Source organism: Micromonospora parva (assembly GCF_000718515.1).
Lineage (GTDB): Bacteria > Actinomycetota > Actinomycetes > Mycobacteriales > Micromonosporaceae > Micromonospora > Micromonospora parva.
The window spans coordinates 72,932-97,222 of record NZ_JNZS01000022.1 but is presented as its reverse complement, the minus strand read 5'-3'; the positions used below and the strand labels follow the sequence as shown (position 1 = coordinate 97,222).

25 protein-coding genes are annotated in these 24,291 nt (G+C 73.1%); 7 read left to right on the top strand and 18 right to left on the bottom strand.

Annotated elements, in window-relative coordinates:
- Positions 1 to 724: 724 nt before the first annotated feature.
- The 3 genes from IF22_RS0126005 to IF22_RS0125995 form a co-directional block, all read right to left on the bottom strand.
- On the bottom strand, positions 725 to 1,369 hold the full coding sequence (locus IF22_RS0126005) for a response regulator (RefSeq protein WP_030336424.1): 645 nt from the start codon (positions 1,367 to 1,369) through the stop codon (positions 725 to 727).
- Complete coding sequence (locus tag IF22_RS0126000; protein WP_030336422.1) at positions 1,360 to 2,514, bottom strand: sensor histidine kinase; 1,155 nt, start codon at positions 2,512 to 2,514, stop codon at positions 1,360 to 1,362. The genes IF22_RS0126005 and IF22_RS0126000 overlap by 10 nt, the downstream gene beginning before the upstream one ends.
- Before the next feature lie 127 nt (positions 2,515 to 2,641).
- Positions 2,642 to 3,424 carry a DedA family protein gene (locus IF22_RS0125995; protein WP_030336420.1) on the bottom strand — a complete coding sequence of 261 codons (783 nt, stop codon included), beginning with the start codon at positions 3,422 to 3,424 and terminating at the stop codon, positions 2,642 to 2,644.
- Positions 3,425 to 3,506: 82 nt separating this feature from the next.
- Here IF22_RS0125995 and IF22_RS0125990 point away from each other — a divergent pair, with 82 nt between their 5' ends.
- Genes IF22_RS0125990 through IF22_RS0125980 form a run of 3 tightly spaced genes read left to right on the top strand, consistent with a single transcriptional unit; the run spans position 3,507 to position 5,281 of the window.
- Positions 3,507 to 4,205 carry a carbon-nitrogen hydrolase family protein gene (locus tag IF22_RS0125990; protein ID WP_030336419.1) on the top strand — a complete coding sequence of 233 codons (699 nt, stop codon included), beginning with the start codon at positions 3,507 to 3,509 and terminating at the stop codon, positions 4,203 to 4,205.
- Between the two features lie 44 nt (positions 4,206 to 4,249).
- Entirely contained in the window at positions 4,250 to 4,750 is a 501-nt protein-coding gene (locus tag IF22_RS0125985; protein WP_030336417.1) for a DinB family protein, read from the top strand.
- A 9-nt stretch (positions 4,751 to 4,759) separates the two neighbouring features.
- The gene (locus IF22_RS0125980; protein ID WP_030336415.1) at positions 4,760 to 5,281 is read left to right on the top strand and encodes a GNAT family N-acetyltransferase; all 522 of its coding nucleotides are present in this window, start codon (positions 4,760 to 4,762) and stop codon (positions 5,279 to 5,281) included.
- Here IF22_RS0125980 and IF22_RS0125975 read toward each other — a convergent pair.
- The 6 genes from IF22_RS0125975 to IF22_RS0125950 all read right to left on the bottom strand — a co-directional run bounded on the left by IF22_RS0125975 (position 5,271) and on the right by IF22_RS0125950 (position 10,152).
- A complete protein-coding gene (locus IF22_RS0125975) occupies positions 5,271 to 5,912 on the bottom strand; it encodes a histidine phosphatase family protein (protein WP_030336412.1) in 642 nt (213 codons plus the stop codon). The genes IF22_RS0125980 and IF22_RS0125975 overlap by 11 nt on opposite strands.
- Positions 5,913 to 5,945: 33 nt before the next feature.
- Positions 5,946 to 7,406: a serine/threonine-protein kinase gene (locus IF22_RS0125970; protein WP_030336409.1), complete on the bottom strand. Its 1,461-nt coding sequence runs from the start codon at positions 7,404 to 7,406 to the stop codon at positions 5,946 to 5,948.
- Positions 7,407 to 7,504: 98 nt separating this feature from the next.
- Positions 7,505 to 7,708, bottom strand: coding sequence for a hypothetical protein (locus IF22_RS0125965; RefSeq protein ID WP_030336406.1), 204 nt, complete (start codon positions 7,706 to 7,708; stop codon positions 7,505 to 7,507).
- Between the two features lie 2 nt (positions 7,709 to 7,710).
- Entirely contained in the window at positions 7,711 to 8,754 is a 1,044-nt protein-coding gene (locus tag IF22_RS0125960; RefSeq protein ID WP_245233739.1) for a LacI family DNA-binding transcriptional regulator, read from the bottom strand.
- Positions 8,755 to 8,890: 136 nt separating this feature from the next.
- On the bottom strand, positions 8,891 to 9,778 hold the full coding sequence (locus tag IF22_RS0125955) for a helix-turn-helix domain-containing protein (protein ID WP_156057894.1): 888 nt from the start codon (positions 9,776 to 9,778) through the stop codon (positions 8,891 to 8,893).
- A 134-nt stretch (positions 9,779 to 9,912) separates the two neighbouring features.
- On the bottom strand, positions 9,913 to 10,152 hold the full coding sequence (locus IF22_RS0125950) for a DUF397 domain-containing protein (RefSeq protein ID WP_030336398.1): 240 nt from the start codon (positions 10,150 to 10,152) through the stop codon (positions 9,913 to 9,915).
- Positions 10,153 to 10,416: 264 nt separating this feature from the next.
- Here IF22_RS0125950 and IF22_RS0125945 point away from each other — a divergent pair, with 264 nt between their 5' ends.
- Complete coding sequence (locus IF22_RS0125945; RefSeq protein WP_030336395.1) at positions 10,417 to 11,067, top strand: GGDEF domain-containing protein; 651 nt, start codon at positions 10,417 to 10,419, stop codon at positions 11,065 to 11,067.
- A 4-nt stretch (positions 11,068 to 11,071) separates the two neighbouring features.
- Here the strand turns inward: IF22_RS0125945 and rox are convergent, their stop codons facing one another.
- Both rox and IF22_RS0125935 read right to left on the bottom strand, forming a co-directional pair.
- Positions 11,072 to 12,499, bottom strand: a complete 1,428-nt coding sequence (rox, locus tag IF22_RS0125940) for a rifampin monooxygenase (RefSeq protein ID WP_030336393.1) — start codon at positions 12,497 to 12,499, stop codon at positions 11,072 to 11,074.
- Positions 12,500 to 12,677: 178 nt separating this feature from the next.
- On the bottom strand, positions 12,678 to 13,700 hold the full coding sequence (locus tag IF22_RS0125935; protein WP_051708791.1) for a phosphotransferase enzyme family protein: 1,023 nt from the start codon (positions 13,698 to 13,700) through the stop codon (positions 12,678 to 12,680).
- Positions 13,701 to 13,823: 123 nt separating this feature from the next.
- Here IF22_RS0125935 and IF22_RS0125930 point away from each other — a divergent pair, with 123 nt between their 5' ends.
- The gene (locus tag IF22_RS0125930; protein ID WP_156057891.1) at positions 13,824 to 14,468 is read left to right on the top strand and encodes a flavodoxin family protein; all 645 of its coding nucleotides are present in this window, start codon (positions 13,824 to 13,826) and stop codon (positions 14,466 to 14,468) included.
- Positions 14,469 to 14,549: 81 nt separating this feature from the next.
- Here IF22_RS0125930 and IF22_RS0125925 read toward each other — a convergent pair whose 3' ends face one another.
- Complete coding sequence (locus IF22_RS0125925) at positions 14,550 to 15,041, bottom strand: type II toxin-antitoxin system PemK/MazF family toxin (RefSeq protein WP_030336385.1); 492 nt, start codon at positions 15,039 to 15,041, stop codon at positions 14,550 to 14,552.
- Positions 15,042 to 15,092: 51 nt separating this feature from the next.
- On the opposite strand from IF22_RS0125925, the gene IF22_RS0125920 reads away from it, so the two are divergent.
- On the top strand, positions 15,093 to 15,608 hold the full coding sequence (locus tag IF22_RS0125920; RefSeq protein ID WP_030336384.1) for an NUDIX hydrolase: 516 nt from the start codon (positions 15,093 to 15,095) through the stop codon (positions 15,606 to 15,608).
- A 26-nt stretch (positions 15,609 to 15,634) separates the two neighbouring features.
- A complete protein-coding gene (locus tag IF22_RS0125915; RefSeq protein WP_030336383.1) occupies positions 15,635 to 16,873 on the top strand; it encodes a serine/threonine-protein kinase in 1,239 nt (412 codons plus the stop codon).
- Between the two features lie 33 nt (positions 16,874 to 16,906).
- On the opposite strand, the gene IF22_RS0125910 is transcribed toward IF22_RS0125915, so the two are convergent.
- The 6 genes from IF22_RS0125910 to IF22_RS0125880 all read right to left on the bottom strand — a co-directional run bounded on the left by IF22_RS0125910 (position 16,907) and on the right by IF22_RS0125880 (position 24,231).
- Entirely contained in the window at positions 16,907 to 19,681 is a 2,775-nt protein-coding gene (locus IF22_RS0125910) for an ABC transporter permease (protein ID WP_156057888.1), read from the bottom strand.
- A 277-nt stretch (positions 19,682 to 19,958) separates the two neighbouring features.
- Positions 19,959 to 20,465: a DUF2267 domain-containing protein gene (locus tag IF22_RS0125900; RefSeq protein WP_030336381.1), complete on the bottom strand. Its 507-nt coding sequence runs from the start codon at positions 20,463 to 20,465 to the stop codon at positions 19,959 to 19,961.
- A gap of 40 nt (positions 20,466 to 20,505) precedes the next feature.
- A complete protein-coding gene (locus IF22_RS0125895) occupies positions 20,506 to 20,904 on the bottom strand; it encodes an NUDIX hydrolase (protein WP_030336378.1) in 399 nt (132 codons plus the stop codon).
- Positions 20,905 to 20,956: 52 nt separating this feature from the next.
- A complete protein-coding gene (locus tag IF22_RS0125890; protein ID WP_245233738.1) occupies positions 20,957 to 22,375 on the bottom strand; it encodes an MGH1-like glycoside hydrolase domain-containing protein in 1,419 nt (472 codons plus the stop codon).
- The gene (locus IF22_RS0125885; protein ID WP_030336376.1) at positions 22,372 to 23,193 is read right to left on the bottom strand and encodes a sugar phosphate isomerase/epimerase family protein; all 822 of its coding nucleotides are present in this window, start codon (positions 23,191 to 23,193) and stop codon (positions 22,372 to 22,374) included. The genes IF22_RS0125890 and IF22_RS0125885 overlap by 4 nt, the downstream gene beginning before the upstream one ends.
- Positions 23,194 to 24,231 carry a zinc-dependent alcohol dehydrogenase gene (locus IF22_RS0125880; protein WP_030336374.1) on the bottom strand — a complete coding sequence of 346 codons (1,038 nt, stop codon included), beginning with the start codon at positions 24,229 to 24,231 and terminating at the stop codon, positions 23,194 to 23,196.
- Positions 24,232 to 24,291 lie beyond the last annotated feature (60 nt).

Genomic DNA, 24,291 nt, shown 5'->3' with positions numbered 1-24,291 from the left:
CTCTTACGGAAGATCGTGTTCATGGGGGTAGCTCCTTCGGGGGTAGGAACACCCGAACCGCCAAAGGGGGGAACGGCGGCAGGGTGTGAGCACCTCGTCCGGCGCTGCACAAACAAACCGGGAAAGTCTGAGGGGTCGGCGGCCTGCGAGCGGGGGGCTCGTGGCGCCGGGGTCCAGGTGTAACGACCGGGGGGCCGGGGTCATTCCGGGGGTGGCCCAACCTGTCGGCACCCCCATCACGGCGGTGCCTGCGGTCGGTCGTGGGGTCCATAACGACCGGGTGGCGGGGGGCATTCCACCCTGCCGGACCTCGGATCCCGCGCCCGTGAAGACCGGGCGGCGGGAGGTGGTGCTGCGATCGTCAGGGTGTGTAACGACCCCGGCCCGACCACGATTCCCGCCTACGCGTGCCCCCGGCCACCACCCACAAACACCCCACAACCCGACACACCACCCACACAACCACGGACTCACCGGCACCGAACCGGCCCGCACGCCCGTGATCCACTCGGGTTCACGGAAACCGGGGGATCCGGGACGCCGGGACACCCCGACTTCATGAAACCCGAGTCGATCATGGCGGCCCGGCCCACCCACGCCCGGCCTGGCTCCGTATGCCGGCACGGACCGGCGCACCGGCCCCGCCAGCCGGCCATGGCCCGGCGCAAAGAGCGCTGGCCACGGGGCTCGGTCCCGTGGCGGGCGGCGTTCGGTGCGGGGTGGGTCAGGTGTCCAGGTAGCGCAGGATGGCGAGGATCCGCCGGCTGTAGCCGGTTGTGTGGGCCAGGTCGAGTTTGTCGAAGATGGCGTTGACGTGCTTCTCGACCGCGCTCTGCGACACGTGCAGCCGCTGGGCGATGGCGAGGTTGGTGTGCCCCTGGGCCATCTCGTGCAGCACATCCCGTTCCCGGGGGGTGAGCCGACCGAGCGGTTCGGGCCGCTCCGAGCCGGCCACCACCTGGCGGACCACCTCCGGGTCGAGGGCGGTGCCGCCGGCGGCGACCCGGTCGAGTGCGTCGAGGAAGTCGTCCACCTGGGCGACCCGGTCCTTGAGCAGGTAGCCGACCCCCTCGGGGCGATCCGCGAGCAGCCGCCCGGCGTACCGCCGCTCCACGTACTGGGAGAGCACGAGGACGCCGGTGTCGGGCCACCGGCGACGGATCTCCAGTGCGGCCCGCAGCCCGTCATCGGTGTGGGTGGGTGGCATCCGGACATCGGTGACGACCACGTCGGGACGGGACCGTTCGACCGCCTCGACCAGGTGGGCGGCGGTCCCGACCGCCGCGAGCACCTCGTGGTCCTCGTCGGCGAGCAGCCGGGTCAGACCCTCCCGGAGCAGCGTCGAGTCTTCGGCGAGGACTAGTCGCACGGCAACTCCGTCAGCACCGTCGTCGGACCGCCGGCCGGGCTGGTGACCGTCAGCCGGCCGTCCAGCGCGGCGACCCGCCGCACCAGCCCGGACAATCCGCGCCCGGTCGGGTCGGCGCCGCCGACGCCGTCGTCGTGCACGCGCATCCGGATCCACCCATCCTGTACGCCGATCTCGACGGTGACCAGGTTAGCGGCGGCGTGTTTCGCGGCGTTGGTGAGCGCCTCGCAGGCCACGAAGTACAGCACCGTCTCAGTCTGCCGCTGGGGGCGGACGGGTAGCTCGTACCGGATCCGCACCGGCACCTCTGAGCCGCGGGTGACGATGGTCAGCACCTCGCCCAGATCGCCGCCGTCGAGCGCCGACGGGTAGACGCGCCACGCCACCTGGCGCAACTCCTCGATGGCGCGCTGCACGTCCTCGTGCGCCTGGAGGAGCAGTGCGTGTGTGCGGTCGGTGTCGCGGGTACGCCGGGCGCGGCCGAGCAGCATGCCGAGGGCGACCAGCCGCTGTTGGAGGCCGTCGTGCAGGTCGCGTTCGATGCGCTGCCGTTCGGCGTCGACGGCGGAGATGACCCCGGCCCGGCTGGTGGTCAGCTCGTGGACCCGCCGGGTCAGCTCCGCTCGGCTTCCCGGGCCGAGCAGTCGGTGGGCCAGCCGGACGTCCAGTGCGGCGATGCTGGCGACGGCCTGACCGTTGAGCAGTAGCAACACCGCCCCGACGGCGATCTGGGACACGGCGTCGAGGACTGTCAGCTCTCCGCGCACCGCCGCGGTCAGCACGATCCCGGCGAGCACCACGCCGACGCCGAGCACTGCGTACGCCAGCAGGCCGAGCGTGCCGGGAAGCAGTCGGGCGGCCAGGTAGCCGACCTGGCGACGGGTCGCCACGGCGTTCGGCGCGGGCAGATCCGCCGCGGCGAGCAGTCCGACGAGGCGGCGATGTTCCATCCGCACCAGCCATCCCGCGTACCTGCTGGTCAGGCCGGTGATCCGACGGCCGGCGGCCGGCGCGAACGCGCACCCGGTGAACGCGACGGCCGCGACGACGAGGAAGACGAACTCGACGGCGGCCGTCGCGGTTCCGGCGGCGACGCCGACCGGCAGTCGAAGCCACCACCTGCCGGTTCGCTGTTGCGCCGCCATCTCATCCGCCTTTCGGGCCGAGCCGGTTCCGCACGGTACGCATCACCTGCCGCGCCCGCGAAGTGCCCCGGCTGGCGCATCAGGGCAGCCGAGCGAAGGCAAGGAGCAGAGACACCAGTGGCGCTGACTAGCGCTCGTCGGAGGCCCACGATCCGCTGCGGTAGAGCGTGCCGCGACCACCCGGGTCGGGCACCCCGTTCAGTGCGCTCTGCTCGGGTTCGGTCGGCTCGGGGTTGCGGGCGGCGCGGCGGGCGCGCAGCACGCGGGACCCGACGAACCAGGCCGCCGCCGCCACGCAGACCACGATCACCACTTTCTGGAGCGTGCCGACGTAGCCCTCGACGAGGTGCCAGTTGTCGCCGAGCAGGTAGCCGGCGAGCACGAAGGTGGTGTTCCAGATCAGGCTGCCCAGGGTGGTGTAGAGCAGGAATGTGCTCACCGGCATCCGCTCCACGCCGGCCGGAATGGAGATCAGGCTCCGGAAGATCGGGATCATCCGGCCGAAGAAGACGGCCTTCACGCCGTGCCGCAGGAACCACGCCTCGGTCCGGTCCACGTCGCTGAGCTTCACCAGGGGAAGCCGGGCCACGATGGCGCGCATGCGATCGCGTCCCAGCGCCGCGCCGATCAGGTAGAGCGCGAGCGCGCCCAGCACCGAGCCCAGCGTGGTCCAGAAAATCGCACCGAAGAGGCTCATCCGGCCCTGCGCGGCGACGAACCCGGCCAGCGGCAGGATCACCTCACTGGGGATCGGCGGGAAGAGGTTCTCCAACGCCACCGCCAGGCCGGCACCGGGCCCGCCGAGTCGTTCCACCAGGTCAGTGACGTAGCCGACGATCCCGTCCTGCGGTGGTTCCGCTGCGGCGGCGGGGGTTCCGGTGGCGAACACGGCGTGGGACGTTCGAATCATGCGCCCACGTTACGAAGTCATCCTGAGAACCGACCATGAGGCCGACCGCCCGGCTGCGCGGGGCGACCGCACCGGTGGGGGTGTGGAAAGCCGCACCCCGTTACGGCTCGCGGTGGTGCAGCCGCTGTGCGTACCCCTGGATGTCGCGGCAAACGCGCGGGCGCACGCCGCCGCGGTCCGCGCGGCGGGTGCCCGGTTGGTGGTCTTTCCGGAGCTGTCGCTGACCGGGTACGAGTTGGACGCGCCGGTCGTGTCGGTCGACGACCCGCTGTTGACGCCACTGGTCGAGGCGTGCGCCGAGACGAACGCGCTGGCCCTGGTCGGTGCGCCGGTCGCGGGCGAGCACATCGCGATGCTGGCGGTGACCGGCGGCGGTGCGACGGTGGCGTACCGGAAGATGTGGCTGGGGGACGCGGAAGCCCGCCGGTTCCGGCCCGGCGGTGCGCCGGCCGTGCTCGATGTGGACGGTTGGCGGGTGGGTTTGGCGATCTGCAAGGACACCGGCGTGGTCGCGCACGCGGCGCGGACCGCGGCGCTCGGGATCGACGTGTACGCGGGGGGCGTCCTGGAGTCCGCCCGCGACGCCGCCGTGACGGACCAGCGGGCGCACCGGATCGCCACCGCGCACCGGGTCTGGGTGGCGGTGGCGAGCTTCGCCGGGTCGACCGGCGGCGGTTTCCGTGAGGCGGCCGGGCGCTCGGGCGTCTGGACGCCGGACGGCAGGGTCTTCGCCCGCGCGGGCACCGACCCGGGCGGGTCGGTCAGCGTCAGCATCGGCTGACCAATGTGTTTGCGCACCGGCGATGACCTTGTAATGCTTCGGGAATGACCGCCTTCCCGGGTACCTTCGCCGATGATGTCGTCGGCCAGTCAGCGCAGACGCAGTTCGAGGCGTTCATCGACGAGCACCGCAGGGCGCTCAACGGCTGTCTGGACGGGTTGACCGAGGAGCAGGCGCGCCGCTCGTTGGTGGCGTCCCGGACCACGTTGCTGGGCCTGGTCAAGCACGCCGCGTTCGTGGAGAAGGTCTGGTTCGACGAGGCCGTCACGTGTCGACCCCGCTCGGAGATCGGCATCCCCGCCACGCCGGACGAGTCGTTCATCCTCGATGACGGCGACACGATCGCCAGCATCCAGCGCGCGCACCGGGAAGCCTGCGAAGCCTCCCGCCGGGCCACGTCCGGCCTGGGCCTCGACGACGTGCTTCGCGGCAACCGCCGTGGCCCGTTGCCGCTGCGCTGGGTGTACCTGCACGTGCTGCGGGAGCTGGCGCAGCACTGCGGGCACGCGGAGATCCTGCGTGAGCAGATCGTGAACGCCGAATAGCCTCGACGCATGCCCGAGTTGGTCGCACCGACCGTCCGCCTGCACGCCCCCTGGTTGGCGGCCCACGACGAGTGGGGTCCTGGCCCGCACGAGGACGGGTTCGGGCTGCGGTCGACAGATGAGGTGCGCTCGCCGGAGGGTTTCGCGGCCTGGGTGACCCGGCTGGCCGACCAGTCCGACCCGGGGAAACGGCCGGACGCCGGCCCGGTGTGCACGTACCGGTGGATCGTCGAGGACGACCGGGTGCTCGGCGGGATCGCGCTTCGCCACCGGCCCGACGACCGCCTGTTGCGGGTCGCGGGCCACATCGGTTACGGCATCCGGCCGTCCGCGCGTCGGCGTGGGCTGGCGACGTGGGCACTGGGCCGGATGCTCGGTACGGCCCGGGCCCTCGGGCTGGGTCGGGTGCTGCTGGTCTGCGCGGCGGACAACGTCGCGTCGGCGGCGACGATCGAGCACCACGGCGGCGTCCCCGAGGAGATCCGGGACACCGAACCCGGTTCCGCACGGCGGTACTGGATCACGCTCTAGCCCACCGGCCGTTGTCGCCGAAACGACGCAGCGTCCAGCGGGCCGGTGGCCACCCGCCGGGGTCGTGGTCGGTGGTCCACTCGGTGATCGAGGCCGGGGGCACGTCCAGGTCGAACGCCCGGAAGACCGGCTGCGCGCCGAGCGCGTGGAACGCGCCCTCGACGGTCTCGCTGTGGCCGACCAGAACCACTGTGGAGCCCCGGTGCCGGTGGGCGATCTCCATGATCGCGCGGCTGACGCGGACCACCAGTTCGGCCCAGCTCTCGTTGCCCTCCTCGAACGGACGGAACACGCCGCCGCCCGCCACCGCGTGGTCGGTGCGGAAGAGGGCGGTCGGCAGGCCGTCGGCGTACGGGGGTGTGTGCCAGGTGCAGAGACCACAGTCGGCCACGGGCCGGACGCCGAACGCCGCACCGATCGGCTGCGCGGTCTCGACGGCCCTGCGCAGCACCGACGAGTAGACCGCCACCGGCCCGTCGGCGGCGACCTCACCGGTGAGCCGGTTGGCCAGGTGGTGTGCCTGCTCGTGGCCGAGGGCGGTGAGGCCCCGACAACCACGCGGCCCACCGACGATTCCTTCGAGCTGGTGGACCGACTCGCCGTGTCGCACGAAGATCAGACGTGTCCGCATCGGGACATCATGCCAGCGGTATCGACGGAGGTATCAGTCGTCCGTACGGCCGAAGGAGGAGCCGCCCGCCTGGGTGAGCAGAGCGTCCAGCTTCGCGCCCGTCTGCGCTGGTAGGCGGTCTCGTCGTACCAACTCGGCGATGCGGTCCCGCAGGTCGTCGACGCGCTTGGCGCGGTCCCTGGTGCGGCGGTTGAGGTCGGCGAGGTCGTCGCGCAGGTCTTCGGCGGTCTTCGGGTCGACGTCGCCGCGGGCGACGGCGGTGGCGAGGACGGCGGCGAACTCGCTGGTCACCTCCCGGAAGCTGACCGGTATCTGCTGCCCGCCCGTCGGCGGTGCGGTGCTGGCGGGGGGCACGGACGGCGTGGACGGTGCGGCCGGCGTCGGCGACTGCGTCGTGGGCGCGGGGGCCGGCGCGGAGGTCGAGGGCGCCTCGGCGATCTCTGCCGGGTCGGGTGTGCCCGGGTTGTCGAACGGATTCTGCGCGAACAGGGCGCCGACGCCGACCAGCACGGCCAGCACGGCCGCGACGAGCGCGGCGAGGGGCCGACGCTGTCGACGTCGAGCCGGCACGGCGGGAGCCGGGACGGGGCGCGCCAGAACCGACCGGTCGATCAGGGTGGGCGGGTGGGCGGCCGGCCGGACGCGCAGCAGCTCGGTGGGCGGCTCGACCGGCTGACCGGCGCCGAAGCGGCGGGGCAGCTGCGCGGCGCTCGGCCGGTCGGCCGGGTTGGCGGCCAGGCAGGCGACGGTCAGCTGGGCGATGTCGGCGGGGAGGCCGGGCACCCGCAGCGGCGGCACCGGGGTGCCCCGCCGGTGCACCTCCAGGGCGTCTTCCCAGCTCTGCACGGGCAGTGGCGCCTGCCCGGTGAGGGTGCGGTAGAGCAGCGCGCCGACGGCGTACACGTCGCTCGCCGGGTCGGGTGGGCCGGCGGTGAGCCGTTCCGGGGCGAAGTAGGCGGGGGTGCCCATCACCGGTTCGCCGGACTGGCTGTCGAGGCCGCCGAGCGCGGCGATGCCGAAGTCGAGCACCTTGGCGCCGGTGTCGGTGAGCATGACGTTGCCGGGCTTGACGTCGCGGTGCACGACGCCGATGCGGTGCGCGGCGGCCAGCGCGGCGGCGATCTGCCCGGCCATCCGGACGGCCTCCGGCCAGGGCATCGGCCCGGACCGTAGCCGGTCAGCCAGGTTGTGACCGTCGACCAGCTCCATCACCAGGTACGGCACGACGACGCCGTCGGCCAGGGTCGCCTCGGCGTAGTCGTACACCTGGGTGACGTGGGGGTGGGTCAGCCGGGCGGCCGCGCGGGCCTCGCGTTGGATGGTGGCCCGCAGCTGCGGGTCGGTGGCGAACTGCCCGGCGAGCACCTTGATCGCCACCGGCCGCCCGAGCACCTCGTCGTCGCCACGCCACACCTCGGACATGCCACCGAGACCGATCCGCTCGTGCAGCACGTAGCGGTCGTGGAGGCGGAGGGTGGGCCGGAGCGGAGACATGGCTTCCCCAGTCTGCCTGGCAACGCCGCTGTCGACCACTCTGCGTGCCCGAACCCGTACTGATCGTCCCGTGCGTACCGGAATGGGATTGGTTTGGGTCAGGAGCAGCGCGGGGTGCCGGGCAGCGGTCGCGGTTGGATGCGGTCGGCGAGCCGGCGCAGGGCGAGGGCGGTGGCCACCCGGGTCGGCGCGAGCAGGGCCCGGCGGGGGTGTTCGACCTGGACCGGGGCGTCCGGTCGGGCCGAGTTGACGTGCCGGTTCATGGCGTCGAGCGCGGTGACGTATCCGGTGGGCAGTTCCATGGTCAACTCCTCGGGACAGGTCCGGTGGAGTCCCGGACGACGAGTGCGGTGGGCAGCAACACGTGACCGGCCGCGGGGTCCGCGGGCGGGTCGAGCAGGAGTTCGGCGGCGATCCGGCCCTTCTCCTCGGCCGGTTGCCGGACGGTGGTGAGACCGGCCGCGGCGGCCTCGGGGACGTCGTCGAAGCCGGTCACCGAGACGGTTGGACGATCATGGGCCGGCCGCGCGGCCAGGGCGTCCAGCACACCGAGCGCGAGGACGTCGGAGCCGGCCAGCACGGCGGTCGGCGGTGCGGGTTGGTCGAAGAGTTCGGCGATGGCCGCCGCCGCCGCTTTGCGGCTGTTGCCGGGCGCGTTGACGACTGTCAACTCCGCCCAGCCGACGCCGACCTCGGCGAAGGCGTCGGCGAACCCGGCGAGCCGGCCCCGGGTGGTCGGATGCGGCACCTGGTCGACCCCGGCCACGGTGAGCGGGCCGGCCGGCGCGTCGGGCAGCACGGAGTCGGCGAGCAACGCCACCCGACGGTGCCCGAGCCCGGCGACGTGCGCGGCGGCACTGCGCGCGGCGGCCCGCTCGTCGATGCCGACGTACCGTTCGTCGGCGCCGGCGTTGTCGCGGGGCGCCGTGCTGACGTACGGCAGCCCGCGGTGACGGATGACGTCCAACGCCCATTCCTCGTCGGCGACGCAGTAGACGCAGAACCCGTCGACGGCGGCGTTCTCCACCGCCCGCCGGGCGTCGGTCACCGCCGGCGGCAGCGGCACCAGCAGCATGCTCGTGCCGTGCCGCTCGGCCGCCGCGCCGACACCGGCGAGGAAGCGGACCGCGAACGGGTCGGTGAAGGCGTACGACAGTTGCGAGGTGAACAGCACCCCGATCGACCCGACGAAGCCTCGACGCAGGGAGCGCGCGGTGGGGTTGGGGCCGGGGTAGCCGAGTTGCCGGGCGGCGTCCAGGATCCGCTCGCGCAGGGCGGCGGAGAGCTGGTCGGGGCGGCTGTAGGCGTTGGACACGGTGCTGCGGGAGACGCCGACGGCGTCGGCCACGGCTTGCAGTGTTGGCTTCACCGGCACCTCTCTGTATCGATCCAGTCTGTATCGATACAGAGACTAGCCCGACCGGTCGGCGTCGGTCAATACGTGAACTGAGGGACCCCGCCCGCGGGGCCGGCGCGGCGGAGGATCAGACGGGGTACGTGTCGTCCAGCAGCCGGTCGAGGATCTCCGCCGTACGCTCCGGCGGCTCGGCCTCGACACAGAGCCGTTCCATCGCCACCGCGTAGTAATCCAGGTCGTCGCGCTTGTCGAGGTAGATGGCGCTGGTGAGCTGTTCGATGTAGACGATGTCGGGCAGCTCCTGGTCGCCGAAGCGCAGGATGGTGAAGGCGCCCCCGGCGGCGGCGTGACCGCCGGCGGCGAACGGGATCACCTGGAGTCGGATGTGGGGCGACTTGGTCGCCTCGATGAGCGCGGTGAGCTGACCGCGCATGACCTCGGTGCCGCCGATGGGCCGGCGCAGCGCGGCCTCGTCCACCACGGCCCAGAGCTGCGGCGGATTCTCCCGGTGCAGCAGCTGCTGACGCTGCATCCGCAACGCGACGCGCCTGTCGATCTCGCCGGGACCGGCCGTCCCGTGCCCCAGCAGCACCACCGCCCGGGCGTACTCCGGGGTCTGCAACAGGCCGGGCACGAACTGCACCTCGTAGCTACGGATCAGCGCGGCGGCGGCCTCCAGGCCCAGGTACGACTGGAACCAGGACGGCAACACGTCGCCGTAGCGGTGCCACCAGCCGGGGCTGTTCGCGTCCCGCGCGAGCTTAAGCAGGGCGTCGCGCTCGTGCTCGTCGGTGACGCCGTAGAGCGTCAACAGGTCGGCGACGTCGCGCTCCTTGAAGCCGACCCGGCCCAGCTCCATCCGGCTGATCTTGGATTCGGAGGAGCGGATCTCCCAACCGGCGCCCTCCCGGGTCACCCCGCTGGACTCCCGGAGGCGGCGCAGTTGGGCGCCGAGCAGCATGCGCAGCACGGTCGGCCCGGTTGTCGGGCCACCCTCGGCGGGAACCATCGTCACGTGCGGACCTCCGGACACCGACCCACGGCGGCCGGGCGCCCCGGCCCGGCCGACGTGTAAGCATGCCATGGACCGACAGTGAGGTGAACTCCTCCACGTCGGTGAATAAGTCCCGTCGCCGGGACAACCGACGGTCAGTTGATCAGGTGGTCGAAGTCACCGTCCCGCGCGCCGAGAACGAAGGCGGCGATCTCGTCCACGGTGTAGATCAGGGCCGGCCCCTCCGGGTGTCGTGAGTTGCGGACCGCTATGCCCGCTCCCCCGGGCAGCTCGGCGAGTTCGACGCAGTTGCCGCTGGGATTGCTGCGGCGGCTCTTCTGCCAGCTCAGCGGGGGCAACTGAGGGATCGGTACGCCATTGGGTGGCTGATGCATGGAGGCGTCTTTCTGTTACGAGCCCGCCGGTGGCCGTGGGAGGAGCGGTAACGGCGAGGGGGTGCGGTATCGACATTGGACGGTTCTGCACGTGCATCTGCTATTGCATCTGCATCCGACGGCGAGCATGATAACGCACATGATCGGTGCCCATCCGTTCACTTTGTGTTACCCCCACACGGGCAACGATCAGGCAAAACTGGGCCCGACGCGGCGCGCCGCGTCAACCGAAGGCTGGAGGCGGTCGCGGCGATGGGAGGGTTCGTGCCGGATCCGATGAGTGTCGCCTCCGGCGTCTGCGCGGCCGGCGCGCTGCTCTCCTCCTGGCAACTACGCCGCCGGGCGGTGCGCGCCGAGGCCGAGATCAGCCACCTCCAGGCCGAGTTGGCCGCCGAGCGGCACGCCGCCAGCCACGACCCGCTCACCGGGCTGCCCAACCGACGCGCCTTCTACCGCCTGGCGGCCGCCCTGCTCACCGACGCCGCCGGCCAGCCGCTGATCGCCGTGGTGCTCGACCTGGACGACTTCAAGCAGATCAACGACCGGTACGGGCACGCCGCCGGCGACCAGGTGCTGATCAGTGTGGCCGAGCGGCTCGCCGGCTTCGCCGGGGACAACCTCGTGGCCCGCCTCGGCGGCGACGAGTTCGCCGGTCTGCTCTCCAGCCCCACCGTCGACCGCCGCTGGATCGAGCACTCGACCCGCCGGCTCAGCGAGACCGTCGCCGCGCCGATCCGGCTGAGCGGGTGCAGCGTCCGGGTCACCGCCTCCGTCGGGCTGGCCCCGGTGACCGGCCCGGCCCAGCTCACCGACGCGCTCAGCCGCGCCGACGCGGCCATGTACCAGGCCAAGAGCCTCGGGGGCGCCCGGTCGCCCCGCCAACTGGTCGACAGCGCGTTCCTCACCGAGCGCTGACCGTTCAGGCGACCGGCGCGCCGAACCACCTGGACAGCTGGCCAAGCAGGTCGCTCTGATCGTCGCCAGCCCACGCCACGTGGCCGTCCGGCCGTAGCAGCACCGCGGGCACGTCCAACTCCTCGCTGACATCGACGACATGGTCGACCCGCTCCGCCCAACCGGCGACCGAGAGCTGACCGGTCTGGTCGAGCAGCAGGCCGCGGCCCCGGTGCATCAGCTCGTAGAGACGCCCGCGCTTCAGCCGTACGTCACGCAGGTGACGACCGAGCATGTCGTGGCCCTCGCCGAAGTCGTAGCGGACCCCGATCGCGGTGACCTTCTCAATCAGGTACCGGTTGACGTCGTCGAAGTCCATCAGCTCGGACAACAGTCGGCGCACCGAGCGGGGCCCCGGCTCCGGTGAGAGCAGCAGCATCTGCGCCCGGGTGTTGGTCAGGACGTCCTCGGCCACCGGATGACGTTCGCTGTGGTAGCTGTCCAGCAGCCCCTGCGGCGCCCAGCCGGCGATCTCGGCGGCCAGCTTCCAACCGAGGTTGAACGCGTCCTGGATGCCGAGGTTGAGCCCCTGCCCACCGGTCGGCGGGTGGATGTGCGCCGCGTCGCCGGCCAGCAGCACCCGGCCGACCCGGTACCGCTCGGCCAGCCGGGTGGCGTCACCGAAGCGGGAGAGCCAGCGCGGTGAGTGCACGCCGAAGTCGGTGCCCGCGTACACCAGCAGTTGGCGTTTGAAGTCCTCGATGGTCGGCGGCACCGTGCGGTCCTCGACCACCCCCTCGGCCGGGACGACGACGCGGTACACCCCGTCCCCGAGGGGCCCGAGACCGAATCGGAGGTGGGTCCTGCGGACCTCGGCCACCACCTCGGCCACCGCCTCCGGCGGCACCCCCACCTCCATCTCACCGAGCAGGGTCTCGACGCTGCTGGGCTCGCCGGGAAAGCCGACACCGAGCAGCTCGCGTACGGTGCTGCGACCGCCGTCGCAGCCGACGAGGTAGCGGGCACGCAGCTGGGTGCCATCGGCCAGCCGCACCGTCACCCCGCTGTCGTCCTGGCTCAGCCCGACCAGTTCGCTGCCGCGCCGGATCTCGGCGCCGACCTCGCTGGCGTGCTCGCTCAGCAGGCGATCGGTGACGGTCTGCGGGATGCCGAGGACGTACCCGTGCGCGGTGTCCAGCCCGCCCGGCGACGGCTTGGAGATCGCGGCGAAGAAGCCCCCGACCGGGTGCTGCTGCCCGACCGCGAGGAACCGCTCCAGCAAACCTCGCTGGTCCAGCACCTCGATGCTGCGTGCGTGCAGGCCGAGCGCGCGCACGTGGCTCGTTGGCTCAATCTCCTTCTCCAGCACCAGCACGTGCAACCCGTGCAGTCGCAACTCGCTGGACAGCATCAAGCCGGTCGGCCCACCGCCAGCAATGATCACATCGATCATGGAATCCCCCGATTTTCCCAGATTTGGGCGTCGGCTGGAGATTCTGCTGCACCACCCGGGTCTTGCCGCAAGGCCAGGGGTGCGATATACGTTGGAGGTGGCAGGGAGCGTGTTCGCTCTTTGCCTTCCTTTTTGCCCGCGTAGCCGACGTGCCCGCCGTAGTCGACCTGCCCGGCGCTCAGCGCTGTCGGTCAAGGTCGCGCAACGCCGTGTCGGCGAGGCTGACCAGGCCCACCGGTGACACCAGCCCACGCACGATCCGCGCCGCGCGGCTCCGGTCGGCCGCCTCGGCGTCGAGGTCCAACGCCTGCCGGGTCCAGTCGCTGAGGTCGTCGAGCGCGCGGACCGCGAGGAACCAGGCCAGGCGCGCCCTGTCGACCTCGGTCGTGCCGTAGCCGGCGAGCACGGCCCGCTGCTGGTCGGGAGTGATCGGCGCGAAGGCGAGCACCCCGCCGAGCACGAACATCAGGTCGCACTCGGGCGGGGCGAGCACCGCGTCGTCCCAGTCGATCAGCCAGACCTGCCCGTCCGCGCCGAGCAGCAGGTTGCCCAGGTGCGGGTCACCGTGGCAGACGACGTGCGAGCCGGGCCGGTCGCGCTGCTCGGCCGCGCGGCGCTCGACCTCACGGATCAGGAACCGCAGCCGGTCCGCCACCGCTGACCACACCACCACCAGGTCCGCGACCAGCGGGTCCGCGAGATCCCCCGGGTCCGGGTCGCGCAGCCGCTCGGCCACCGCCCGGGTCGCGGTCACGATCGAGGGGTACGCCGCCCCGCCCGTCGGCAGCAACCGGCTGAGCTCCTCGGTCACCGGCACCGCGTGCACGGCGGCCAGCACCTCGCCGTACGCCCGCCAGTGCGCGTCGGTCATCGGGCCGTCGAGCGCCCGCTGGTCGGAGACCCACGGCACCACCGAGAGGCGGCGGCCGTCGTGGTCGATGGACAGCCGTCCGCCGACGGACCGCAGCGGCGCGGCGATGCCCGGCACCCCCTGTCCGGCCAGGTACGCCGTCACGTCCAGGCCGGCCGGGGTGCCGCCACCGCTCAGCTTGACCGCGTACCGACAGCCGTCGGCGGCCTGAGCCAGCCACAGTCGGGCATGCAGGTCAGCGCCGGAGGTGACCCGCTCCATCGTGGACAGGTGCAGGCCGAAGCCCGTTCGTACCTGTTCGGCCACCTGCCGCGCGTCGTCCTGCTCCATGCGGACACCATGCCAGCGCTCCGGCCACCGACCCAGCGGTTTTGCCGGTCGCCGGGGTGTTCTGAGGCGTCCTATCCGGGTATGGGATACCGGCACCAGCTACGACCGCCGAGAGGAACCGACGTGGCGACCATCCGCGCCCTCGTACTCAACTGCACCCTCAAACCGTCGCCCGCGCCGTCGAGCGCCGAGCAGCTCGGTCGGGAAGTGCTCGCCGAGTTGGCCACGCAGGGCGTGGAGGGCGAAATGATCCGGGTAGTCGATCACGATGTGCGTTTCGGGGTGTCCACGGACGAGGGCGACGGCGACGGTTGGCCGGCCATCCGCGCCAAACTGATGGCAGCCCAGGTGCTGATCATCGCCACGCCGATCTGGCTCGGTCAGCCCTCCAGCGTCTGCAAGATGGTCCTCGAACGCCTCGACGCCGAACTCTCCGAGACCGACGCCAAGGGCCGCCTCCGCACCTACGGCAAGGTGGCCGGCGTCGCCGTGGTCGGCAACGAGGACGGCGCCCACCACACCATCGGCGAGGTGCAGCAGGCACTCAACGAGGTCGGGTTCACCATTGCCGCCGCCGCCGCGACCTACTGGGTCGGCGAGGCGCTGCACACAGTGGACTACCGCGACGCCGGCCCCAAGCCCGACACCACCGGCCGCACCACCAAGGCTCTGGCGCTCAACACCGCACACCTGGCCCGGCTCCTCGCCGACCAGCCCTACCCGCCGCCGGACGCGAAGGGTGCCGGGGTCGGCCCGAGCCGCGAATAGACCTCACCGCCAGGTGCCCCACCGCTGGGGAAGCCCGGCGCGCGGCTCGCTACCGATCCGCCCCGGCTGGACCCGGCGCGGTCAGCGCCAGCCGTAGCCGGCGCGCAACGCCTGCCCGACCCGGTCGAACCGGGGCCGGTCCAACACGGCGCCCTCCCGGCGGATGCTGTCCTCGCGCATGGTGAGCACCCGGTCCAGCCGGACCCAGCTCGGCCGGTTGTCGCGGTCCCACTCCCCCGGCCCGAGCGCGAACCAGTGCCGCTGCCCGTCGCGCTCGCTCTGGCTGGACAGCATCAGCCCGAACAGGGTCCGGCTGTGGCGCCCGACGACCAGCACCGGCCGATCCTTGCCCTGCCGGGGGTCGTCCTCGTACGGCACCCACGTCCAGACGATCTCGCCCGGGTCGGCCTGACCGTCGCGCTCCGGGGCGTAGGTCAGCTCCCGACGCTGCAACGCGCTCACCTGACGACGGCGAGCCACCTGCGCGGGCGCCGGCCCGGTACGCCGGGGCGACGGGATCACCGCACCCACCCGGGAGATACGCGCCGCGACATTCCTCAACAGACCAGCCACGGCGGGCAGCCTACCCGCCGCCGTGACGGGCGGGTGCGACAGACTGGCCCGATGGACGAGCTCCCCCGCGACCTGCCGATCCTTGAGCGACGTGCGGTGCGGCTGGTGGTCACCGACGGCACCGAACGGGTCCTGCTGTTCCACACCCGGGACCCGGACCACCCCCGTTTGGGCACCTGGTGGGAGCTGCCGGGCGGCGGCATGGATCCCGGTGAGACCCATCGCGACACGGCGGTGCGGGAGCTGCGGGAGGAGACCGGCATCGTGGTCAGCGCCGACCAGGTGGGCGCGCCGACCTGGCGGCGCCGGGCCAGCTTCCTGCACCGCCAGGTACGGCACCTGCAGGACGAGGTTGTCGTCGCCGTCCGACTGGCCGGCCCCGGCCCGGACGTGGACGAGACGCACCGGCTCGACTACGAGCGGGAGGACTACTTCGGCTTCCGCTGGTGGCCGTTGCCCGAGGTGGTGGCCAGCCGGGAACGGTTCTACCCCGGGCAGCTCCCTCGGCTGATCACCCCGTTCCTCGCCGGCACGGAGATCGACGAGCCGTTCGAGCTGTGGTCGTGAGCCAGGCCGGCGGGCAGAGTAGGGGCATGACGACAGCGCTGCACGGGCCCCTCTCCGCGTACGCCGCACGGCTGCACGCGACGATCGGCGACCGGCATCACGTCGCGTCCCCGCTCGGAGCCTGGCTACTGCTCGCGGTCTGCGCCGCCGCGGCGGGCACCTCCGACCCGGCCACCAGGGACCTGACGCACGCCCTGGGCACCGACCCGGCGGACGCCGCCGAGGTCGCCCGAACCCTGCTGGACGCGCCACACCCGCTGGTCGGGGCCGCCACCGCGCTCTGGCACCGGCCGGGGCAGGTCAACGGGCCGGCCGCGTGGCGGGCCGCGCTGCCCACCACCACCGCCGTCGGCGTCCTGCCCGACCAGGCCGGGTTGGACGCCTGGGCGCGTGAGCACACCCTCGGCCTGATCGAGGCGTTCCCCCTGCGGGTCGGGCCGGACGTGGTGCTGGCCCTGGCCAGCGCGTTGGCCACCCGGGTGTCCTGGGCCACCCCGTTCGACGTCGCCGACGCCCGCGCACTCGGCGCCGGCAGCCCGTGGGCCGGCCAGCTGCGGCGGGCGCTGCGCAGCCCGAGCCAGGGCCACCGGTGTGCCATCGTCACCACCGCGCGGGCCGGTGACGTGATCGTGCACGCCGCGCCGGCCCGGACAACCGACGGCGCGGGGCTGGTGGTGGTCTCGGTGGCCGCCGCGCCGCAGGTGCCGCCGGCCGACGTGCTGGCCGTCGCGTACGACCTCAGCGCCGGCGCGGCCGACGGCGCGCAACCGGCCGACAGCCGATCCCTGTTCGACCTGCCGCTCGGCGATACTCCCCTGTGGACGGTCACCGAGCAGCGGGTACGCACCCGGGCCGCCGGCGGCCGCGAGGAGCGACACCACGCCGTACTCCCCTGCTGGTCGGCCCACAGCGAGCACGACCTGACCGCCCCGGCGCTCGGCTTCCCGGCCGCGTCGGCAACAGTGGCGAAGACGTTGGCGCTGCCGATCGAGAACGTCGAGGCGCGACAGACGGCGATGGCCCGGTTCGGCCGGTACGGCTTCGAGGCGGCGGCGGTGACCGGGATGTTCGGGCTGACCAGTCTGCCGCCGGAGGGCGTCGCCCGCACCGCCGAGCTGCGCTTCGGTCACCCGTACGCCGTCGTGGCGGTCGCCACCGACACCCGGGGCGACGGTGGCACCGGACCGTGGCACGCGGTGCCGGTCTTCTCCGCATGGATCAGCGAGCCGGAGGAGCTGCCCGAGGCTGACGCCGCCGACCGGTGACCCCGGAGCGGCGAGCCGTGGCCCGAGTCCTCGTCACTGCTCGCCGAGGAGATCGGCGATCGGCAACCGTCGGATCAGGATCGCCGGCACGAGCGCGGTGAGCACGGTGAGCAACAGCGCCGCCCCCGTGACGGCCAGCGCCACCAACGCCAGCCGTCCGTCCACCCGGCCGACCAGCAGGGCGACCGAGCCGAGACCGGCGGCGACCCCGAGGACGCAGCCGAGCGCGCCGACGCCGAGCGCCTCGTAGACCACGAGGCGGTTGAGCGTGAGGTCGGGCCAGCCCACGGCCTGGAGCGTGGCGAACTCCGCCGAGCGTTCCCGCACGTTGAGGTACAGCACGTCGGCCACGCCGAGCACCCCGAACAGCAGCACCCCGCCGACCGCCACCAGATCCACGTCGCGCACCTGCACGGAGACCGCCTCACCGAGCAGCGAACCCACCATGCCGTCGTTGAACGCCCAGAGCGCCGCCAGGATCAGCGTCACCGCGCCGACGCCCGCCGCCAGGCTCGTCGCGCCGGCGATCGTACGCGCGGGTGCCCGTCGGAGATTGGCCACCGCGAGCCCGGCGAGGCTTCCCGCCGCGGCTCGTCGGGCCGGTGTCACGCTCGGGTGTAGCGCCTCCGCCGACCGGGTCCGGGCGGCCCGCAGTGCGGGCAGGGCACTGGCCGCCGCGGTCAGCAGCACCGCGAGCGGCACGCACAGCAGTGTCACCGCACCGGAGACCTGCACCCCGGCAAACCGACCGAGCAGCACCGACAGGCCGGCGCCGAGCACGCCCGCCGTCAGCCCGAGCGCCGTGGTCTCGGCGAGGATCAGCATGCTCAGCCGCCAGCCCGGCCAACCGATGCAGGCCAGGACGGCCAGTTCGCGTCTGCGGACCCGAACCGCCGTGGAGACCGCGTTGCCGACGAGCAGAACGCAGACCACCAGCAGCAGCCCCAGCAGCAGGATGTTCTTCCGATCGACGGCGGTGACGATCTCGGTCGCCACACCCTTGCGGGTACGCGCTTCCGCCAGGTTCAGGTCGGGGCGACCGAACTCGCCAGCGGGTAGCAGCACCGGACTGCGTACCGTCGATCCACCCAGGACCACCTCGACGGTGAGGCCGGTCTGCCGTACGACCTCGTCCGCCACCATCCGGACCCGCTCCCGGGCCACCGCGTCGAACCGGTCGATCCCGGCGACCCGGATCCGCACGGAACTCAGCGGGGCGGCGGCCAACGCCGGCGCGACGCTCGCGTACAGCTCGCCGGCGGCGGTCAGGCTGGTCACCAGGCTGGGCGGGTGGCGCGGGTAACCGAGCGGGTCGTCTGTGGCAAGCAGTGGACGGTCGCCGAGCAGATCACGCGAGCGCGCGTCGGCACCCACCGGCGGGGTCGGACGGTAGAGGTCGAGTGCCTGCTGCGCGGCGCCGGCGGCGGATTCGAGCGCGTCGGGCGTGAAACTGCCCACCGGGGCGACCGACCACCCCGACCGGTCGACCAGGCTCACCGGATCCCCGGTGGCGACACCGCCGGTAGCGAGCCACGAGTCCCGCCACGCGTCGTCGATCGTCGGGTCGGCCGCGTCGGGCCCGTCGGATCGGGGCAGCAGCTGGTCGCTCCCGTCCGGCTGCGGCGCGTAGGTCGGCGGTCCAGGCCGGAGCAGGGTCATCATGGCGGAGAGTGGAGCGCGCTCGGCCACTGCGGCATCGAGCCGGGCGCGGTAGAGCCGCGCCAGGTCGTGCCGGGCCGGCTGCGACGGCCCCTTTGCCGAGGCGTTCAGCAGCGGCCAGAGCGCCTGCGTCGCGGTGCCGGGCACCTGGTCGGCGACCCGGCCGGTCAGCCGGGACACGGAGATGTCCATCCGCTCGTCCACGGCGAGGGTGTCGGCGGCGAGCACCGGCAGCGTCCGGCCGGCCGGGCCGCTCGGCGGCAGGGCGGAAGTCCCCGCGACGCGGCCCGCCGAGGCGACGGCGTCGACACCGGTCAGGTAGCGGCCCTGACGCACCGCCTGATCGAGGCCGACCAGGCGCGCCTCAGCCGCCGGATCGATCGCGGCGATCACCGCCGGTGCCACCGACGGCAGCTGGATCTCCAGCCGGGCGGTCGCCGGCACCACTGACGCCGGTCGGCCGGAGGTGAACACGGAGGCACGCCGGAAGGTGCCGTCGGGGAGCAACTGGTACGCCTCGATGGTGCTGACCTGGGTGCGCCGGGCGTCCGGGTCGAAGCTGCCCGCCGCGATGTCGCACACCTGCCGACGCCGGCCGTCCGGCTGCACCTCCAGCGGGCCGCCGCCACCGGTGCCGGGGCACTCGGCGGCGGACGTGGGCTGGCGAACCCGGGTGCCGTCGGCGTAGATGAACGCCTGACTGTTCAGGTCGGCCAGCGGCACCAGGGGCCGCCGGGACACGTAGATGTAGGCCGGCGCGGCCGTCACCGTGCTCAGTCCGCGGTCCCCGCTGATCCGGCGGGCGATCTCGATGACCTGCCGCTCGGCCGCCCGGTCGACCTGCTCTGTCACGTCCACCCGCAGGTCGGGTTGGATGTCGGCGATTCCGAGGACCGCCAGCGGTGCGGCCACCTCGACGCCGGGGACCTGTTCGATCTGCCGCCACTGCTCCAGCGCGATGCCGCCGTAGGCCGCGGTGGGTCGGTCCTGATGCAGCAGGCCGGTGACCGGTGCCGCAGGGTGCACCAGAATGTCGTACGACGGCCGGAACTGCCCGTCGACGGAGCCGCTCGCGACCAGCCGGGAGGTGCTCGCGGCACCGGTCAGCACCGTGAAACCGGTGGTCGCCATCAGGACAGCGGCGAACATCGCCAGCGATCGGCCGGGAGTGTTCCGCAGCTGCGACCGGACCATTCGCCACACGGCGTCAGCGGATCTGGTCGTCGTGGGTGCGGGCGGACCAGTCGTGATCGGTCGGCCACCCGGTGGTGCTCTGCCCGCTCGGACCAGACAGCTCTGCCATCGCGTTGCCCCCGCACTGCTCGGCATGAGAGGCGAAAGTACCGAACGCGGCGCTGACCCATCAACCCCGTGCGACGCGAGCGGACCTCGCCGCAGGGGCCGGTCAGGGCGGGTACGGGCCGGACTACGGGAACTTGGGGCTGCCGCCGCCGTCGCGCGGCAGTCGCGCCACCATCTCCCGGAACTCCCGTACCGTCATCGCCGACCGCAGGGTGGCGAAGACGGCCCCGGTTCCGGCCCGGGCGGTGGCCGGGTCCACCCCGGCGCGCTCTCCCACCAGCCGCAGGAACTCGGCGGGGCCGGCGTCCGGCGGCGGCGGAACGGCGGTGGCGCCACCGCCATCCAGACCCAGGCCGGTGTGGATCGCGTCCATGCCGGGGTCCGAGCCGACGGGCACCACCGGATCCGGGGTCGGTCCGCCGGTCCCGGCCGCATCCGGGGCTGGGCCGCTCAGGTAGCCGCCGACCTCGTCCGGTAGGTGCCCCACCGGGTCGCCGGGCGCGCTGCCGATCACCCGTTCGGCAATGGTCTGGAGTACGACCCGGGCGAGCACCGCGGCCTGCTCGGCCGGCAGGCCGGACCGGTTGGACACCGCGTCGATGAAGTACGGGAACCCGTCGCCGTCGGTCACGCTCGGGCGGTTACCCCTGGCCGGGCGCGACAAACTGGCGCTAGGTCAGCAGCCCCTCGGCCAGCAGGTGGTCAAAGATGATCTGGTCGACCGCCGAGGTGCGGTGCCGGTCGGCGTACCCGAGCCAGGCCATCTCGGCGATCTCGCTCGCCGGCCGAAGCCGGCCCTGGTAGCCGGCTCGGTAGCAGGTCATCCGCACCGTGGTGCCGGTCGCGTGGCCGTGTGCCTGAGCGGTGAAGGTGCCCAGGCGCACGGCGCCGGACACGTCGACCTCGACGCTCAACTCCTCGTCGATCTCCCGGCGCAGGGTCTCCAGGTCGGTCTCGCCGGGCTCGCGTTTTCCACCCGGTAGGTACCAGACGTCCTTCCCCTGGGACCTGGTGCTCAGCACCCTGCCGTCCTCGATGAGGATCCAGGCCACCTTGTCGATCTCGCGCACGACGCTCCTTCCGGCCGGTGGGATCGGGCACGCTACCACCCGGATCCCGCGCTCAGTCGGCCAGCAGGTCGAGCAGCAGCGCGGCGGTCCAGCTGAACGCCGGTGAGCCCAGCCCGGCGCCGGTGTCCGGGTGGAAGTACTCGTGGCAGCCGGCCCCGGCCACCAGGCCGACCATCGAGCGGCGCAGCCCGGCGGCCAACTCCGGGTGTCCGTGCGTGAGCAGCCCCCGCCGGATCAGCCAGCCGATGTTGAGCCAGCTCGGCCCGCGCCAGTAGCGCAGCGGCTCGAAGTCGGGCGCGGTGCGGTCGTAGGTGGGCAACGGCCGGTCCATCCGCCGGGCCACCCCGAAACGCGCCGAGCGGGCCTCGACGACCAGCGCGTCGACCTGCCGGGTCGGCAGGTCGGGCAGGATCAGCGGTGCCAGCCCGAGCACGGTCCGGGCGCCCACCAGCCGGTCGGTGCGCAGGTCGCGGGGTTGGAACGTGCCGGTGTCCGGGTCGTACAGCCGGCGTACCAGGGCTTCGGTGATCTGGGCCGCGCGGTCCCGGTGCGGCCCGGGGTCGCCGCCGACGAGCGCGGCGACCTCGGCGAGGGCGTGTTCGGCGGCCCCGAAGGCCGCGTTGAACAGCGGGCACTCCACCAGGAACGGGTGACCGGCGGCCAGGTCGCGGTCGGCGTAACGGTGGTCGCGGTAGGCGGCGACGATCGCCAGGTAACGCGCGTAGTCCAGGTCCGTGGGGCGGTGCGCGGCGTCGGCGTGCGCGGTGTCGTGCCGACGGTACGCGGACATGACAGCCGCCTCGGCCGGCACCGCCGCCATCGGCTCGTCCCAGGCCGGGCTGTTGTCCAACCCGGACTCCCACGGGTGCACGACGCAGACCAGCCCGTCGCCGGCCACGTCCCGCCGGTCGGCCAGGTAGCGCTGCTGGGCGACCAGCGCGGGATAGAGCCGGCGCAGCGCGGCCAGGCCGGCGGGGTCGGGTGCCCGCCGGTACGCCAGCAACGCGGCGAGCGCGTGCACCGGGGGTTGGACCAGGCCGGAGGTGGCCACCGCCGGTGCTCCGGGCACGTCGGCCGAGCGCCACATCTCCGGTCCGGGGAAGTACGCGCCGACCCGCAGCGCCGGGTTGAACACGATGTGCGGCACGCGGCCGTCGGCCCACTGTGCCCGGAACAGGCTCGCCAGCTCCCGCCAGGCGCGCTCGGGGCGGACGTGGGCCAGCCCGATCGCGATGAAGGCGGAGTCCCAGCTCCACTGGTGCGGGTAGAGGGTGCGCGACGGCACCGTGTGGTCGTGTTCCCAGTTGGCGTCGAGCGTGTCGACCGCGAGCTGACGCAGCCCGCTCGGGTCGGCCGGGCCACCGGTGCGGGCGGCGTCGGCGCGCGTCGCTGGGGAGTCGGCGGGCACGCCGTTGCGGGCCGACTCGGCGGCGGGCGCGCCGACACCTGTCTGCCCAGCACCGGCGGTCATGCGGCGGCCCGCCGGGGCAGCGCGTGGCGCAGCACGGTGGCGGCCTGTTGCAGGGCGCGGACCGGGTCGCCGCGCAGCCGGCACTCCAGGGACAGCCACCCCCGGTAGTCCAGCTCCAGCAGGGTACGCACCAGCGCCGTCCAGTCCAGGTGCCCGGCGCCGGGCTGGTACCGGTTGGAGTCGCTGACCTGCACGTGCCCGAGGTACGGCGCGGCGGCACGCAGTGCGCGGTGCACGTCGTCCTCCTCGATGTTCATGTGGAAGGTGTCGGCGACCACCCGGACCGACGGCAGCCCGAGGGTGGCGCAGAGCGCCACGGCCTCGTCGAGCCGGTTGACCATGTGGTCCTCGTACCTGTTGAGGGGTTCCAGGAAGAGGGTCACCCCCTCGGCCCGGGCGTGCTCGCCCAGCTCGCCGAGGGCGTCGAGGAGCACCTGCCGGTCGCCGTCCGGCGGGCGGGGCGGCTCGAACGGTGGCAACCGCCGGGAGAACATCCCCCAGGCGGCCGGGGTCATCACCCCGACGCCGCCCAGCTCGGCGATCACCGAGAGCTGGGAGCGCAGGTTGCGGATGGCGTCGGCGGACCGGGCGGCGTCGAAGTCGCCGATGAAGTGGTCCATCTCGACGCAGACGGTGGGCATCACCACCCCGGCGGCGCGGGCGCGGCGCAGCTCGGGCAGCCGGCGGGCGAACGCGAGGTCGCCGCGCCCGCGTAGCTCGATGCCCTGGTAGCCGAGGGCGGCCGCGAGGGCGAACTTCTGGATCAGGTTGGCGCCCGGCAGGAGTTGTTCCTGACAGGCCAGCGCGATGGTGGTCATCTAGAACCTCAGCACGACTTGGAGGACGTCACCGGCGCCGCGGTCGAGCAGCGCGAGGGCGTCGGCGACCGCGCTGGCGTCGACGATGTGGCTGACCAGTGGCAGCGGGTCGACGCTGCGGTCGGCCACCAGGTCCATGAAGGTCTGCGCGACCCGGTCTCCGCTCCACCGGCCGGCCATGCTCGGCGCGGGGGTGGGCCCGGAGACCTGGGCGGCGACCAACTGGATGCGGTTGTGGTGGAACTCCTCGCCGAGGCCGAGCGCGTCGGCCTGGCCCTGGTAGAAGCCGGCGGCCACGACCCGGCCGGCGTGGGTGGTGGAGCGGATCGCCTCGTGCAGCGCCGGGTACGCGCCGGACAACTCCAGGCAGACGTCGGCTCCCCGGCCGTCGGTAGCCTGGCGCAGCACGGCGGCGGCGGATGTGGTCGTTGCGTCCACTGTGGAGTAGGCGCCGTACCGTGCGGCGTGCTCCAGCCGGGTGGGCACCGGGTCGACGGCCACCACCCGGGCCCCGGAGAGCACGGCGAGCCGGGTGGCGAGCAGCCCGATGACGCCCTGCCCGAAGACGCCGACCCAGTCGCCGAGGTGCAGGTCACCGGCGAGCACGGCGGTCAGCGCGATGGCGCCGGGGCGGGCGAAGACCGCGGCGAGCGGATCCAGCCCGGTGGGGAGCGCACGGACCGCGTCGGCGGCGAGCACCGCCTCGGCCCGGTGCCCCCAGATGCCCCAGACGAGCTGCCCCGGATGCCGGTCGGTGACCTCCGGGGCGACCTCGATCACCTCGCCGACCTCTTCGTAGCCGAAACCGATCAGCGGGTAGGGCACCGGGGTCTGTCGGGGGACGAACATCCGGGCGGCGTCGTCCCAGTCCTTGCTGAGCCGGGGATTGCTGCCCCGGTAGAGGGTCAGCTCGGTGCCGGCGGAGATGCCCGAGTAGCAGGTGCGGACTCGGACCTGGCCGGGGCCGAGCGGATCCGGCGGGCAGGGCTCGAGGCTGATGCGTCGAGGCCCGGCGAGAGAGACCACCCAGTTGCCCATGTGTCACATCCCGGTAGCACTGGGCTCCAGGATAGCAAAAAATGGCCATATGTCTTGCTA